Origin of the sequence: uncultured Campylobacter sp., assembly GCF_937981295.1 — a bacterium.
Taxonomy (GTDB): domain Bacteria; phylum Campylobacterota; class Campylobacteria; order Campylobacterales; family Campylobacteraceae; genus Campylobacter_B.
Genome location: NZ_CALJPC010000002.1, coordinates 57,719 through 73,187, shown reverse-complemented (window position 1 = coordinate 73,187; position 15,469 = coordinate 57,719). Strand labels below are relative to the sequence as shown.

General features: G+C 48.2%; 13 protein-coding genes and 1 tRNA gene. 8 read left to right on the top strand and 6 right to left on the bottom strand.

What is annotated here, in order from left to right; all coding sequences use genetic code 11:
- From Q0135_RS00685 to mraY, 3 genes are all read right to left on the bottom strand, one after another.
- Window positions 1–76 (bottom strand) — tRNA-Phe (locus Q0135_RS00685).
- Window positions 77–626: 550 nt separating this feature from the next.
- The gene (gene murD / locus Q0135_RS00680; protein ID WP_297987452.1) at window positions 627–2,105 is read right to left on the bottom strand and encodes a UDP-N-acetylmuramoyl-L-alanine--D-glutamate ligase; all 1,479 of its coding nucleotides are present in this window, start codon (window positions 2,103–2,105) and stop codon (window positions 627–629) included.
- Window positions 2,106–2,219: 114 nt separating this feature from the next.
- A complete protein-coding gene (mraY, locus tag Q0135_RS00675) occupies window positions 2,220–3,284 on the bottom strand; it encodes a phospho-N-acetylmuramoyl-pentapeptide-transferase (RefSeq protein ID WP_297987451.1) in 1,065 nt (354 codons plus the stop codon).
- Window positions 3,285–3,482: 198 nt separating this feature from the next.
- Here mraY and gpmI point away from each other — a divergent pair, with 198 nt between their 5' ends.
- The 6 genes from gpmI (at window position 3,483) to rho (ending at window position 9,681) form a co-directional block, all read left to right on the top strand.
- Entirely contained in the window at window positions 3,483–4,949 is a 1,467-nt protein-coding gene (gene gpmI, locus Q0135_RS00670; protein ID WP_297987450.1) for a 2,3-bisphosphoglycerate-independent phosphoglycerate mutase, read from the top strand.
- A 101-nt stretch (window positions 4,950–5,050) separates the two neighbouring features.
- Window positions 5,051–5,794 (top strand): 3-oxoacyl-ACP reductase FabG, encoded by a 744-nt coding sequence (fabG, locus tag Q0135_RS00665; protein WP_297987449.1) that lies wholly within the window; start codon window positions 5,051–5,053, stop codon window positions 5,792–5,794.
- Between the two features lie 68 nt (window positions 5,795–5,862).
- Entirely contained in the window at window positions 5,863–6,099 is a 237-nt protein-coding gene (gene acpP / locus Q0135_RS00660; protein WP_005873350.1) for an acyl carrier protein, read from the top strand.
- A gap of 18 nt (window positions 6,100–6,117) precedes the next feature.
- The gene (locus tag Q0135_RS00655; RefSeq protein WP_297987448.1) at window positions 6,118–7,335 is read left to right on the top strand and encodes a beta-ketoacyl-ACP synthase II; all 1,218 of its coding nucleotides are present in this window, start codon (window positions 6,118–6,120) and stop codon (window positions 7,333–7,335) included.
- Window positions 7,335–8,273 carry an acetyl-CoA carboxylase carboxyl transferase subunit alpha gene (gene accA, locus Q0135_RS00650; RefSeq protein WP_291938084.1) on the top strand — a complete coding sequence of 313 codons (939 nt, stop codon included), beginning with the start codon at window positions 7,335–7,337 and terminating at the stop codon, window positions 8,271–8,273. The genes Q0135_RS00655 and accA overlap by 1 nt, the downstream gene beginning before the upstream one ends.
- Before the next feature lie 61 nt (window positions 8,274–8,334).
- Window positions 8,335–9,681 carry a transcription termination factor Rho gene (gene rho, locus Q0135_RS00645; RefSeq protein ID WP_005873347.1) on the top strand — a complete coding sequence of 449 codons (1,347 nt, stop codon included), beginning with the start codon at window positions 8,335–8,337 and terminating at the stop codon, window positions 9,679–9,681.
- 343 nt (window positions 9,682–10,024) lie between these two features.
- Here rho and Q0135_RS00640 read toward each other — a convergent pair whose 3' ends face one another.
- The 3 genes from Q0135_RS00640 to Q0135_RS00630 all read right to left on the bottom strand — a co-directional run bounded on the left by Q0135_RS00640 (window position 10,025) and on the right by Q0135_RS00630 (window position 14,191).
- Window positions 10,025–10,855, bottom strand: coding sequence for a hypothetical protein (locus tag Q0135_RS00640; RefSeq protein ID WP_297960298.1), 831 nt, complete (start codon window positions 10,853–10,855; stop codon window positions 10,025–10,027).
- 136 nt (window positions 10,856–10,991) lie between these two features.
- Entirely contained in the window at window positions 10,992–12,335 is a 1,344-nt protein-coding gene (locus Q0135_RS00635) for a sodium-dependent transporter (RefSeq protein ID WP_297987447.1), read from the bottom strand.
- A 506-nt stretch (window positions 12,336–12,841) separates the two neighbouring features.
- Window positions 12,842–14,191, bottom strand: coding sequence for a sodium-dependent transporter (locus Q0135_RS00630; RefSeq protein WP_297987445.1), 1,350 nt, complete (start codon window positions 14,189–14,191; stop codon window positions 12,842–12,844).
- A 169-nt stretch (window positions 14,192–14,360) separates the two neighbouring features.
- On the opposite strand from Q0135_RS00630, the gene Q0135_RS00625 reads away from it, so the two are divergent.
- Both Q0135_RS00625 and thyX read left to right on the top strand, forming a co-directional pair.
- On the top strand, window positions 14,361–14,606 hold the full coding sequence (locus Q0135_RS00625) for an EexN family lipoprotein (protein ID WP_366111843.1): 246 nt from the start codon (window positions 14,361–14,363) through the stop codon (window positions 14,604–14,606).
- Between the two features lie 199 nt (window positions 14,607–14,805).
- Window positions 14,806–15,444 (top strand): FAD-dependent thymidylate synthase, encoded by a 639-nt coding sequence (gene thyX, locus Q0135_RS00620; protein ID WP_297987443.1) that lies wholly within the window; start codon window positions 14,806–14,808, stop codon window positions 15,442–15,444.
- Window positions 15,445–15,469 lie beyond the last annotated feature (25 nt).

The window sequence follows — 15,469 nt, the reverse complement described above, 5'->3', positions numbered from 1 at the left end:
TGGTGGTTAGAGGCAGAATCGAACTGCCGACACGCAGATTTTCAGTCTGCTGCTCTACCGACTGAGCTATCCAACCACCGAAAAAGAAAAGTAATTTTATCCATGCAATACTTAAATCTCGGTTAAAATTCTCGATTTTTGCCAGATTTTTGCACGTTGCGCTCGGAAACAGCCAAATTTACTCAGTTGGAATTTTCTAAATTTTAGTGATAAAAATATTGCTTGAACAGTAATTTGCAATAATCAAAATGAGCTATCGATCTAAAAAGCAAAGTGGTATAAAATTTTACTATTTAGCCGATTCTGTAAAATTGTACGCTTGGTTTTGAACTGTGCAAAGTAGATAAATTCGCGCCAAAGGATCGCGGGCATCGTTTTAAATTTGCGCGCATAGCAGGCGATAGCTGCGATTGGTTAAATTTAGCATCGAAAATTGGCTTTAATTTGGACTTGGCGAAGCATCTTTATAAACATCGCGCTCAGGCTAATAGTGTGACATAGGGATGTTTACTTCGGGATTGAATTTATTTAGATATCCGCACAGCAGAAGCGTTGAAATTTTAAAATGCGATTGCAAATTGTATTTTAAAAGCCTAGCCCGATCCGACTAGCCCCGATAGGTCTGTTTATCCGAGCTGTGCAACTTGTTTTTTAAATAGATCGCCGCGTTGCGCGTAGCTTTTAAATTGATCCAAACTGGCACATGCAGGGCTTAACAGCGCTATTTCGCTTGCAGAATGCATGGAATTTTTAAAATTTTCGAAATTTTTAGAATTCTGCGAATTCCGAGTTCCACCGTCGTTTGTGCGGCGTTTCGGCGAAGAGGCGTTGTCGCTTGCGGCAGATGAGCCGCCGCCTTTTTGCAGCGTATTCTCGCCGATCTTTGCATTTTCTTTCGCCTTGCCGCCGTTGCATCCGCCATTCGCGCTTAAATTTTGTACTTTCAATTCGCTTGCGCCACTTTTTGCAAAATCTGCGCCTCGGTAACGCTTCGAAATTTCGCTCACCGCCGTTTGCAAAATTTCGCAGCGCACGCAAGGAAGTCTATATTCGTCACACAAACGCACGATTTTATCGGTGTTTGAGCCGATCGCGTAAATTCGCAGATCGTATTTTTTAAACTCCGCAAAAAGCGGGTGCAGATCCACGCCTTTATCGTCGCCGCCGAGGATCAGATGTATTTTGCGCCCCGCGTATCGCTTCAGCGCCTGCGCGCACGCATCGATGTTGGTGGCCTTCGTGTCATTGACCCAGACCCTGCCGCGCGCGTCGGTAAGCTCTTCGAGCTTATTGCCCTCGATCACGAAGTCGTTTAGTCGCATGGCGTCGCATCTGTCGAATAAAATTTTCTCCACGCACAGCGCCAAAAGTGCGTCTATCAAAAACGGAGTGCGGAATTTTATCTCGCCTAAATCGATGCCGAATTTTTGCGCCAGATCCGCTTCGTTTTCGTAGCAGATCACGCGAGCTAGGCTGTTTTGCGCGGCGGCGGAACTTTCGTAGGCGCGCGGGATCAGCGCTACGGAGCCTTCGCGCATCGCTAGCAGCGGCGAGAGTTTGGCGCGCTCATACTCCGCAAAATCGCCGTGCCAGCTGAGATGATCGGGCGTGATCGCAAGTAGCACGTAGATATTGGGGCGCGCGTGCTTGGTGTAGTACAGCGTAAATGAGCTCGTCTCCAGCACCCAAATTTTAGCGCTTTTATCAAGTTTTGCAAGCGGAACGCCCACGTTGCCGCCCATTTGCGAGCCGTATCGCTCGAGCAGATACTGCATCATCTTTGTCGTCGTGGTCTTGCCGTTCGTGCCGCTGATCCAAATTTTAAGACCTTCGTAATCGTCGAAATAATCATATTCGCTGATTAAATTCCGTGCCTTTCGCACCAGCTTGTGATGCGGCGGAAAGCCCGGGCTTGGGATTTCAAGCTCGCTTGCGGCGGGATTAAACTCGCTCGGGTTTAAAAGCGCGTTACCGAACTCATCCAGCTTCGGCGCGCCAGAAGAAATTTCAAATTTATCGTCGTAAATGTCCCAGGAGCCACCTTCTTGGCAGTGCTCGGCGATCGCTCTGGTCGTAAGCCCGTAGCCAAATAGCGATTTTTTCATTTTTCTCCCCTTTTGCCCCATAAAATTTGAGTTATCTCGCCCGCGCTAAGCTCAGCCGTTTCGCCGTATTTTTTACGCGCCGTTTCGAAGTCAGGTTCAATTTGCGCTCGCATTTTATCTCAATTTCAGCGATGTCAGCGCTATGATATTTGCGATCAGCGCGATGATCCAAAAGCGGATGATGATTTTGTTCTCGACCCAGCCTTTAAGCTCGAAATGGTGATGTATCGGCGCCATTAGGAAAATTCTGCGTTTGAAAATTTTAAAGCTGCCCACTTGCAAGATCACGCTGAGCGTTTCGATGACGAAGACGAAGCCGATCATTATAAGTAAAATTTCATTCTTCGTGATGACCGCGCAGTATCCTAAAAACGCGCCCACGCTGAGACTGCCGCTATCGCCCATAAAGACTTCGGCGGGGTAGCAGTTAAACCACAAAAACCCAAGCAGCGCGCCGATGAGCGCCGAGACGATGATGCAGACCTCGCCTGCGCCCGCGACGCGCGGTAGCAAGAGATACTGCGAGTAGATCGCGTGCCCGCACAGATAAGCAAATATGCCCAAGCTGCAGAGCGAAAACACCGATGGAATGGTCGCTAGTCCGTCCAAGCCGTCGGTTAAATTTACCGCGTTTGAGCTCGCGCTTATCACGATCGTCCAAAACAGCGGCGCGAAGATCCATAAATTTAGCAGAGGGTATTTGAAAAACGGCACGAAAAATTCCCCGCCCAGATCGCTAAAAGCATAAAGCGTAGCTCCGATCAGAAAAGCCAAGAAATTTTGCAGCGCAAATTTAGCCCGCGCGCTAAGGCCTGCGTGGTTTTGGCGGCCTAAAATTTTAGAGATGTCGTCCTTAAAACCTATGTATCCAAAGCCCACCAAACAAAGCAATCCACAGAGCACGAAGATGTTGTTTAGCTTGGCGCACAGCAGGCTTGCGATCACCGCGGCGGTAACGAAAACAAGCCCGCCCATCGTGGGGGTTTTGCTCTTTTTCTGATGGTTTTGCGGCGCGAGCTCGTAGATGGGCTGCGCGGCGTGTCTGGCTTGCGCCCAGCGGATAAACCGCGGCATAGCCCAGACCGAAAAACAAAAAGCGATAAAAAACGCGATTCCTGCGCGAGCGGTGATGTATTGGAAAAAATTTATATTCGTAAGATGATAAAGATAATAAAACAAAGTTTGCCTTTTAAATTTTATGAAATTTTATACGAAAACGCGCATTTTAGTATAAAAGAGGTAAAATTTAGCTTTTAGGGCGGATGAAATTTTGCCGCATTTGCCAAAAAAAAGTATAATGCCGCTCGTAAAAACAGCGCCGCAGACCTGCCTTAAAAGGCCAGCGCGGCGAAATTTAGACGAAATTTAGGAGCCAAAATGGGGCAAAAGACGATTTTACTCATTACCGACGGCATCGGCTTTAACGCGAGCGATAAATTTAACGCGTTTGCAAACGCAAAAAAGCCCGCCTATGATTATCTTTTTAAAAACGTGCCCAATACGCTACTGCACACTTCCGGGCTTGCCGTGGGCTTGCCGCAAGGGCAGATGGGAAACAGCGAAGTGGGGCATATGACGATCGGAAGCGGTAGAATTTTGTATCAAAACCTAGTCAAAATTGATCGCGCGATCGATGAGGGCTCGCTTGAGAAAAACGAAGCGCTGCAGAGCCTGCTTTCAAAGTGCCGCAGGCTGCACGTCATAGGGCTTTACAGCGACGGCGGCGTGCATTCGCATCTACGCCATTTCGACGCGATCTGCGAGATAGCGCAGAATGCGGGTTGCGAGACGTGGGCGCACGCTATCACCGACGGGCGCGACGTTTCGCCGAGCAGCGGAGCGGAATTTTTAAAGCATCTACAGGCTAAATTTAAAGTCGCTAGCGTTTGCGGGCGCTTTTACGCGATGGATCGCGATAAGCGCTTTGATCGCGTAAAGCGCGCTTACGACGTGCTTATGGGCGAAGCGGCGCCGCTTGAAATTTCGCCTAGCGAGTACGTGCTACAAAGCTATGAGCGCGGCGTGAGCGACGAATTTATCGAGCCCGCGAGCTTTAACGGCTTTAGAGGTATCGGCGCGGACGACGGAGTAATTTTTATAAATTTTAGAAACGATCGCGCTAGAGAGCTTTGCGCGGCTTTGGGCGATGAGAGCTTTAGCGAATTCAAGCGGAAGTTCGTCGTGAAAAATTTAATCACGATGAGCGAATACGACGCGAACTTTAAATTTCCTCTGCTTTTTGAGAAGCCCGTGCTTAAAAACACGCTTTGCGAAGTGATCGCGGAAGCCGGTCTTACGCAGCTTCACACCGCCGAGACCGAAAAATACGCCCACGTGACGTTTTTCTTTAACGGCGGCGTCGAGGAGCCGCTGCCGAACGAAACTCGCGTGCTGATACCAAGCCCGAAAGTAAAAACCTACGACGAGCAGCCGCAGATGAGCGCGCCAGCGGTGTGCGACGCGGTGATCCGCGGTATCGAAGCGGGGATCGATTTCATCGTCGTAAATTTCGCAAACGGCGATATGGTCGGACACACGGGCAATTACGACGCCGCGGTAAAGGCGGTCGAAGCGGTGGATGAGTGTATCGGTAAAATTTTAAACGCGGCGAAGGCGCACGATTACGCCTATGTCCAGATCAGCGATCACGGCAACTGTGAGGCGATGCGAGACGCGGACGGCGAAATTTTAACCAACCACACGACCTTTGACGTATTTTGTTTCATCGCGGGCGAGGGCGTGCGCGAACTAAAAAGCGGGCTAGGGCTTAGCAACGTCGCAGCGACCGTGCTAAAGCTAATGGGGCTACCAAAGCCCGCGGAGATGGACGAGGCACTATTTTGAAATTTAAACGGCGCAGCTCGCGAGCAGGTTTAAACTGCTAAAATTTAGGTAAATTTGGATAAATTTACGCTAGGCATCAAAATTTTAATAAAAGGATAAGTATGAAATTTAGTGGAAAAAACGTTTTAATCACGGGCGCGAGCCGCGGTATCGGCGCGCAGATCGCAAGGACTTTGGCGGGCTACGGGCTTAAGGCGTGGATCAATTATCGCTCAAGCCCCGAGCCTGCCGATGCGCTGCTAGAGGAGATCCGCGCAAACGGCGGAGAGGGCGCCGTGATAAAATTTGACGTGACGAATGAAGCTGAGTTTTGCGAGGCGCTAAGCTTGATCGCGCAAAGTGACGGTGAACTAAGCTATCTCGTAAATAACGCGGGCGTCACGAACGATAAGCTCGCGCTTAGGATGAAGCTGGAAGACTTCATGGGCGTGATCGAAGCAAATTTAAGCAGCGCCTTCATTGGCTGCCGTGAAGCTTTAAAGCTAATGAGCAAAAAGCGCTTCGGAGCGGTCGTAAATATCGCCTCGATCGTAGGCGAAATGGGCAACGCCGGGCAGGTCAATTACAGCGCAAGCAAGGGCGGAATGATCGCGATGAGCAAGAGCTTTGCAAAAGAGGGTGCTGCGCGCGGCATCCGCTTTAATTGCATAACTCCGGGCTTCATCGCTACGGATATGACGGACGCGCTAAGCGACGACGTAAAAGCAAGCTACGAAGCGAGCATCCCGCTTAAGCGCCTCGGAAGCACGAGCGACGTCGCCGAAGGAGTTGCGTTTTTACTCAGCGACGGCGCGGGCTACATTACTGGCGAGTCGCTTAAAATCAACGGCGGGCTCTATATGTAGCGTTAAATAGCGGAATTTAAGGTTAAATATTATAGAATTACGCGGTATTTTTTTAAAGGAGTGCTAAAATGGCAGTATTTGAAGATGTAAGAGACGTAGTTGTAGAACAACTCAGCGTTAGCCCGGATCAGGTTAAACTTGACTCTAAAATTATCGAAGATTTGGGCGCGGACTCTCTTGACGTAGTTGAGCTAGTAATGGCTTTAGAGGAGAAATTCGGTATCGAGATCCCTGATAGCGAGTCCGAAAAATTAGTAAGCATTAAAGACGTAGTAGATTATATAGAAAATTTGCCTAAAAAATAAAATTTTAAGGAAGCGGTTTTGAAACGAGTCGTAGTAACGGGCATCGGGATGATAACCTCTCTCGGGCTTGACAAACAGAGCAGTTTTGAAAATATCTGTAACGGAAAAACCGGGGTTGATAAAATTTCGCTCTTTGACGCTAGCGAATTTCCGGTTCAAATTGCAGCTGAAGTAAAAGGTTTCGATCCTTCGAGCATAATCGAGGATGGAAAAGAGATAAAAAAGATGGATAGATTTATCCAACTCGGGCTTAAAGCTGTGGGCGAAGCCATAGATGACGCTAAATTTAGTGATTTCGATAGCGACGAATTCGGCGTTAGCTCGGCTAGCGGTATCGGCGGTTTACCGAATATCGAGATAAATGCCAATACCTGCTTGCAGCGCGGTCCTAGGCGGATTTCGCCGTTTTTTATCCCTTCTGCGTTAGTAAATATGCTCGGCGGCTTTGTTTCTATATATTATAAATTAAAAGGTCCGAATTTATCCAGCGTTACGGCTTGTGCGGCTTCTGCGCATGCGATTATGGACGCTGCAAGAGTTATCATGATCGGTGAAGCGAAAAAGATGCTTGCAGTGGGAGCCGAGGCTGCGGTTTGTCCTGTAGGTATCGGCGGATTTGCCGCGATGAAGGCACTTTGTGCTAGAAACGACGATCCTGCGCACGCTTCACGTCCGTTTGATGCGGAGCGAAATGGCTTTGTAATGGGCGAAGGCGCGGCGGCTTTGGTTTTAGAAGAGCTAGAAGACGCAAAAGCGCGCGGTGCTAAAATTTACGGCGAGCTCGTAGGATTCGGCGCCAGCGGCGATGCTTATCATATCACTTCACCTAGCCTAGACGGTCCGATCCGCGCTATGAAAAAGGCCTACGAGATGGCGGGACGCCCGAAGATTGATTATATCAACGCTCACGGAACGTCCACCGCGATAAACGATAAAAACGAAACCGCGGCGTTAAAAGAGCTTTTTGGCGAGGGCAAAGTGCCTGCGGTCAGCTCCACTAAGGGTCAGCTAGGACACTGCCTGGGTGCTGCCGGAGCTGTAGAGGCTGCGATCAGCCTTTTAGCGATGCAAAACGGCATCATACCGCCTACGATAAATCAAATTTCAAAAGATCCAGATTGCGATTTGGACTATGTGCCAAACGTCGCTAGAAAAGCCAAACTCGATTGCGTCATGAGCAATAACTTTGGATTTGGCGGCACGAACGCATCGCTTATTTTCAAAAGAGTAGATTAATGGCTAGCTATCTGGACTTCGAAAAGTCTATAAAGCAGATTGACGAGGACATCACCGCTGCAAAAATTCGCGGCGATGAGGACGCAGTCGAAATTTTAAATAAGAACCTCGAAAAAGAAATTTCCAAAGTTTATAAGAATTTAAACGAATACCAAAGACTTCAGCTTGCGCGCCATCCGGATCGCCCTTACGCGATCGATTATATTCGCGCGCTTTTGCAGGACGCCAGGGAGCTTCACGGCGACCGTGCCTTTAGAGACGATCCTTCGATCGTGTGCTATCTAGGCATTATGGGCAACCGCAAAATCGCCGTGATCGCCGAACAGAAGGGTCGCGGCACCAAAAACAAGCTGAAGCGAAATTTCGGCATGCCGCATCCTGAGGGCTATCGTAAGGCTCTGCGCGTAGCGAAACTTGCCGAGAAATTTAACCTTCCTATTTTGTTTTTGATCGACACTCCGGGCGCATATCCGGGACTCGGAGCTGAGGAGCGCGGTCAAAGCGAGGCTATCGCGCGAAATTTATATGAGCTTAGCGATCTTAAAACCCCTACGATCGCCGTCGTTATCGGCGAGGGCGGTAGCGGCGGAGCTTTAGCGATCGGCGTGGCCGATCGTTTGGCGATGCTTCAAAACTCAATCTTTTCAGTCATCTCTCCCGAGGGCTGTGCCGCGATTTTGTGGAACGATCCAAGTAAGAGCGAGGCCGCTACGAAAGCGTTAAAGATCACCGCCGAGGAGCTAAAAGAGCTGGGCTTGATTGACGACGTGATCAAAGAGCCTAAAACGGGCGCCCACAGAGATAAAGACGGCGCGATAAAAGCGCTTGGAAACTACGTCTTAACCGAGCTGCACAAGCTAGACGATCTTAGCATAGACGAGCTCATCAGCAGAAGACAACAAAAAATTTTAAGGTTCGGTGCTTATAAAGAAAACTAAATTTTAAATTTCGCGACTTTTTTAAAACCAAATTTAATAACTTCACACTCTAAGAGGACAAATGGAAAATACAAATCAAAATTCCGCTCAGACCGCCGTTTCAAATTCTAATCAAAACGGCAGAAAAACTTACGCTAAAACGCACGTTCCCGTCGAGGGCTACCAGATCGAGGAGCTCCGCTCGATGGATCTTGAAAATCTCATCGCCATAGCAGACGAGCTAGGCGTCGAGAACCCGCGCGAATTCCGCCGCCAAGCGCTCGTTTTTGAAATTTTACGTATGCAGACGAAGCAGGGCGGCTTCATACTTTTTACGGGAATTTTGGAGGTTACCGCCGAGGGCTACGGCTTTTTGCGCGGCATAGATTCAAATTTAAGCGACAGCGCTAACGATGCCTACGTGAGCCTAAGCCAGATCCGTAAATTCGCCCTGCGCGTCGGCGACATCGTCACGGGTCAGGTACGCGAGCCGAAGGATCAGGAGAAGTACTACGCGCTCTTAAAGATCGAGGCGATCAATTATAAATCGATCCAAGAGGCCAGAGAGCGCCCGCTATTTGACAATCTCACGCCGCTTTTCCCGACCGAAAAGCTCAAGCTTGAATATGACCCGATGCGCCTTACCGGTCGCGTGCTCGATCTTTTCACTCCGATCGGCAAGGGGCAGCGCGGGCTCATCACGGCGCCTCCGCGTAGCGGTAAAACGGAGCTTATGAAAGAGCTTGCCAACGGCATTACGCGCAACCACCCCGAGGTCGAGCTTTTGGTGCTGCTAGTCGACGAGCGCCCCGAGGAGGTGACCGACATGGAGCGTAGCGTACGCGGCGAAGTGTTTAGCTCGACCTTCGATCAGCCCGCATTCAACCACGTTCGCGTCGCCGAGCTCGTCATCGAAAAGGCGAAACGCGCCGTCGAAAACGGCAAGGACGTCGTCATCCTGCTCGATAGCATCACCCGCCTTGCGCGCGCCTACAACACCGTCACGCCTAGCAGCGGTAAGGTGCTAAGCGGCGGCGTGGACGCAAACGCCCTGCACAAGCCGAAGCGCTTCTTCGGTGCGGCGCGAAACATCGAAAACGGCGGCTCGCTTACCATCGTCGCTACCGCGCTCATCGAGACCGGCTCGCGAATGGACGACGTTATCTTCGAGGAGTTCAAAGGCACGGGCAACAGCGAGATCATCCTCGATCGCAACATCTCGGATCGTAGAATTTACCCCGCGATCAACATCACCAAGTCCGGCACGCGCAAAGAGGAGCTTTTGCAAGGCAGCGAAAATCTGCAAAAGATCTGGGCGCTGCGCTCGGCGATCTCGACGATGGACGACGTCGAGGCGCTGAAATTTTTATACGCCAAGATGCTAAAAACCAAAGATAACACCGAACTGCTATCGATAATGAACGGCTAAATTTCTTAAATTTAGCCTTATTTTGAAATTTTGTTCTAAATTTAGCGGCATGGCTTGCACCGCTTGCCACAAATGCTGCCACGTAGCTTCGTATGCGTTTTCAAAGCGGCGCGTCTTTTTTTCAAACTCCACTATTATAAGTTTAAATTTATCGCGATATTTGCTAAACGTTTTGCGCTCGCAGCACGAGATACGGCGCCGCCCGATAAAATTTTACTTCGGTAAAATCTATTCGTAAGATGTCAAGCGTAAAATTTTACGAGGAATTTTATGTTTTGCTACGCACGGAGCTAGGGCGCTTGATATCGTTACTTCAAATTAATATAATACTGCCAACATCATATCATTTCATAAGCTCAAAAAGCTTCATAAATCCTATATATCTGCTTCCGTGGTTGTCTAATCTAGCCTCATAACAATCAATAATACCGAGGCAGCTTTCTTCAGAATCTATATTTTTTAAAAACACATCAAAATCCCGTTTCGTGCTATTGAATATAAAATTTGGATCGTCACGATACCGCTTGCTCGGCTCATACTCATTGGGGATACGTTTTATCGCTATAAATTTCATACAAAATTGGCTTTCGCCCAGTATTCTATCAATAAACGATGTTTCTTTACGGCATTCTTTTATGGTGAAAGTATCTGATAAATAAATATTTGATGAATAATGCTGATCTAGAATAATCACTTTACCTTTTTCTTTTTCATAGTCTATTTTTCTATTGCCTTCAAATGGTCTATACGTGTAATTATCTCCCGCATCGACATTATTGACAGTATGGTGGTAGATAAAATCTGAAAAAGTCCATGGGATTTTTTCATCCGATACCATTTCGTCTGTAATATCTCTAAAAGGGAGTGAAGAATTTAAATCATGTATTAAATTAAAGTCCTTGTCATTTGAATGATTTTCAAAGATTTCGTTGATTTTAGAAATAGCTTCGTGAAATGTTAAGTTGGTATCTATGGTGTAAAGTTTATTGTATTTGGACTTCCCTTCATAATAATAATTTTCTAATTCGTCCTGTACGAAATTTTGCACCATCTCATCTTTGCTAAGCCATTTTAGATCACTAAAGCTAAACCCGCTGTAATTAAGCGCGCCGACGATTACACAAACGCCGAGCGCGGCGATTATGGCTTTGGTTAGAAATTTAAGAGCTTTCAAAATTTACTCCTTTAGCAAAACGCTAGTTAAAATACGAGCCTAGTGGGCTACGATGTTAAGCGGTTTTAAATTTAAACTTGCCCGAAACGAGTCTAAATTTAAACTCTTCCGCCTTTAAATTTAATAAAATCGCTTCCTACTTCCCGCCGAAAAACAGCAGATTTGCCATTATGATCACGATCGCGACGGGCGCTACGAAGCGCAGTGAAAAGTACCAAATTTTAAATCCAAGCTCGCCCATATCTGCGCCGAAAAGCCCGCGCAGGCGCTTCTGATCCATCACAAAGCCCACGAAGATCGCCGAGGTTAGCGCGCCTAGAGGCAGCATGACGTTTGAGCTTACGAAGTCCAAGCAGTCAAAAAAGCTCGCGCCGAAAAGCTTAAACTTGCTCGCATAATCCGCGTGCATCGATAGCAGCGAGCATGCGCCTAGCACCGCTATGACGCACCCCGAGATGCAGACTGCGCACAAGCGCGAAATTTTAAATCTGCCGATGAGATAGAAGACGAATGGCTCGATCATCGAAACCGCGCTTGTGATCCCCGCGAAAAAGAGCGAGACGAAAAACGCGACTTCAAGCACCTGTCCCGCTAGCCCCATTTTTGCAAACATCGTAGTGAGCGAGACAAACACAAGCCCCGCACCCTGCGCGGGATCGGCGCGGAATTCGAAGATGAAGGTAAAGACGATGAGCCCCATCATCAGCCCGATCGCGATGTTGATAAATACGATGTTTACCGAGCTTCGCACGAGCCGCACCCCCTCGCTAAGCGATGCCGCGTATGCTGCGATACAGCCGACGCCCACGCACAGGGTAAAAAGCGCAAGTCCGAGCGCGGATAGGACGGAATTAACGGTGATTTTGCCGAAGTCGGGGTAGAAAAGAAATTTCGCCGCCGCGCCGAAGCCCTGCATCGTGCACGCATACGCAAGCATCGCAAGCAGCAGCACGAAAAGAAGCGGCATCATCACGACGTTGAGCCGCTCGATACCGCTTTTGATGCCGCGCGCGACGACGGAGAGCGTCAGCACGAGCGCAAGCGCGTAAAAGCCGAGGCTCGTGGCTAGCGAATGCGAGATGAGATCGTCAAAGACGGCGCCCGCTTCCTCGGCAGTTGCGGGCAGCGGAGAAAAGCCCAAAAATATGTAGCGGATCACCCAGCCGAGGATGACGAGGTAAAAGGACAGCACCAGCATGCCGCCCGCGATGAAAACGCCTCCCGCGCGCCATTTGCGTCCGCCGCGCGGCGCCAGCGCCTCGTATGCGCTCGGCAGATCCCGCCCGCTTAGCCTGCCTAGCGCCATCTCGGCTAAAAATATGCTAAAGCCCACTCCCAGCGTGAGCGCGAGATACAAAAGCACGAAGGCGCTGCCGCCGTTTTGACCCACGAGGGTGGGGAATTTCCATGCGTTGCCAAGCCCCACCGCGCCGCCTGCGACGGCAAGTATGAAGCCGATTTTGCTAAATTTATCGTTCATTTTCGCTCCGATGATTTTTAAATTTTAAAGCTACGGAATTTTAAAATTCCAAACTATATACGCAAACTCGCTATGAAATTTGACGCGCTATTTTTGGACCGCTTCGGCGTTAAATTTTAAAATTCAAAGCGCGACGCCGCGCGGGCCACCACAAAATTTTATGCGCCGCTTCTGCGGAAGATTGCGTAGGTCGCGTCATAAACTATCGTGGCGGCTGTGCACCGACCGTCTCGGTTTAGAATTTTAAAATTCCGTAGCGTGATCAGATGCGGCTACGCTACGACGCCTTTGCCGCGCGCACCTATCGCCATGCAGGTTGCCGCGGTCGCACTGAAAGCTGATTGCCGCTACATACTTTGACCTTCCTCTATCTAAACATAAAATTTTAAACTATCGCCGCAAGACTAACGGATCGCCGTAATCTCGCTATGAAATTTTGTCCGTCGCTTTTAGGCTGCTTCAGCGCCAAATTTTAACTTCCATGCTATCCATCCGCTTTGCAAAATTTAAAAATTTAAAATTTTTAGCTGATTGAGTGCTATCACTACGATCGCGACTGGCGCCACGAAGCGCAGTAGCACGAAATACCACAGCTTAAAGCCCATTCGTCCCATATATGGGCGCAGTAGAATTTCGACGGCTCGTTTTTTGATCACGAACCCTACGAAAATCGCCACGATTATGCCGCTAAGAGGCATTAAGATATTCGAGGTTAGGTAATCAAGCACGTCAAAAAAGCTCTTGCCGCCTAGACTAAAATACTCGCTCGTGCCCCCGTAATAACCCAAAATGCAGCATATCCCTAAAACATACGTCACGGCAAAAACTAAAAGTGAAGCGCGCTTTCGGCTTAGCTTGCGGGAGTTTACGAGATAATAAATCGCAGGCTCCAGCATCGAAATTGCAGAAGTAATCGCCGCAAATAATAGCGAGGTGAAAAATAAAAAGGCTAGGATGTTTCCGATCGCACCGAGCTTTGAAAAAAGCACCACCAGCGAGACGAACACGAGCCCCGGGCCTTGCGCTTTGGGATCGCCGCCGAATTCAAAGATGAAAGTAAAGACGATAAGTCCCATCATCACGCCGATTAGGACATTAATGCAGACGATATTTATGCTTGAGGTTAGGATATTGGTGCGCGCAGGCAGGCTTGCAGCATAGGTCATAATCGTAGTAACGCCAAGCGAAAGCGTAAAAAACGCAAGTCCTAGCGCCGAAAGAACGCTATCTTTATTAAGCTTGGAAAAATCTGGCACTAGCAAGAATTTTGCGCTACGTCCGAATCCATCGAAACTCGCGGCGTAAATTAGCATCAAAATCAGCAAAATAAATAGCGCAGGCATCATCCAGACATTAAGCCGCTCGATGCCGCTTTTGACACCTTTAGATACGATGAAAAAGCAAAACGCCGACGCTATGGTAAAGCACACCGCCACGCTTAAAAAGTCGCTACCTAAAAGTGCGTTAAACGCTGCGCCACTTTCATCTATACTTTTTGGCAGATACAAAGCGCTTGAGACCACGTATTTTAGGATCCAGCCCATTACGACGCTGTAAAAAGCATAGATCAAAAGCGCACTAATCATAAAAAATCCCGCGTATTTCCATGCGCCTTTGTATGAGGGCGCGAGTTTTTCAAATGCGCGCACCGGATCACTTTCGCTTAGCCTGCCGATGACGATCTCGGCTAAAAAAATCACGAAGCTAACCAAAAGCGTCAGCAAAAGATATAGCAAGATAAATGCGCTGCCGCCGTTGGTGCCTACTAAAGTGGGGAATTTCCACGCATTACCGAGCCCTACGGCGCTGCCTGCGACTGCGAGAATGAAGCCGATTTTGCTAAATTTATCATTCATTTTGCACCTTTATTAAAATTTAGCCGCAATCTTAGCGAAATGTAGCTTAAGGGCGGTATCAAAGCTTCGTTAAATTTGTTTACCGCGCAGGTAGAATGGCAGTAATTCAAAATTCTTAAAGTAAACAGATGGTAAAATACTAGGTAAAATTTCAAACAAGGAGAATGAAATGAAAAATCCTAAAATGTTCCTCTGGGGGGGGCTTGCGTTCGCTGCTTTTTTGGTGGGTTGCGATAATACGGAGGTTAAATCTTTAGAATACTATCAAAATCATCCCGATGAGGCAGAAAAAGTTTTCAAACAATGCGATTTTGATAAATTAAACGAAAATAGCAACGCCTATAAGAATTGTAAAAATGCTAAAGAAATTTATAAGTTTAATGAGGATAAAAAGTTTTTCTCGGGAACAAAATAGTATTTTAGTATTAATTCAATATTAAAATATCTCTTACGCCTTATACTTAAGTTCATTTTATTTACCTTGCCTTGCCTTGTATCTCGGTGCAAGGTAAATTTGATGAATGTAAATTTTAAAATACAAATGTCGAGTCCTGCTAAATTTTAAGTCCCGAAACGCTAAAATCATCCAAAAATTTCAAAACCAAAGGCAAAATATGCAAGTCAAACTTCTAAATTTCACTCCGCTTTGGGTCTGTTCAAACGCAATCCGCACCTGCTGGCAGAGCTTCGAGCGCGGCGATTGCGGCGGCGCCAAAGACCTAGCGCTCATTGACCGCGTCGGCAATCAGCTCAAGCACTCAAGCACGCTCGAACACCTCTACTACAACTTCTACATCAGCGGTATTTCGCGCGCGCTGCTTCAGGAGCTGGCGCGCCACCGCTTAGCAAGCCTTAGCGTAAAATCCACTCGCTACACTCTCAAAGAATTGCGCGGCGAGGACAGCTTCGCGCAAGGGGATTTCGAAAACGCCGCGCGATACCTTGTGCTTACGGGCAACGAAGCGGTCGATAACGCAAGTATCGCGGCTCTTGAAAATCTACGCGTAATCTTACAAACCCCTATTAGCCTTGATATCGCCAAATACTGCCTGCCCGAGTGCTACAAGAGCGAGCTTAGCTGGAGCATAAACGCGCGCAGCTTGCAAAACTTTCTAGCTCTGCGCTCTAGCAAGGCGGCACTTTGGGAGATCCGCGAGCTTGCAGATAAAATTTACGAAGCTCTGCCGCAGGAGCATAAATTTATATTCCAAAGCTGCATGGCAAGCGGCGAGAAGACGCAAAGCGAAGAGTAGCGGGCGGGATAAAATTTAGATATAA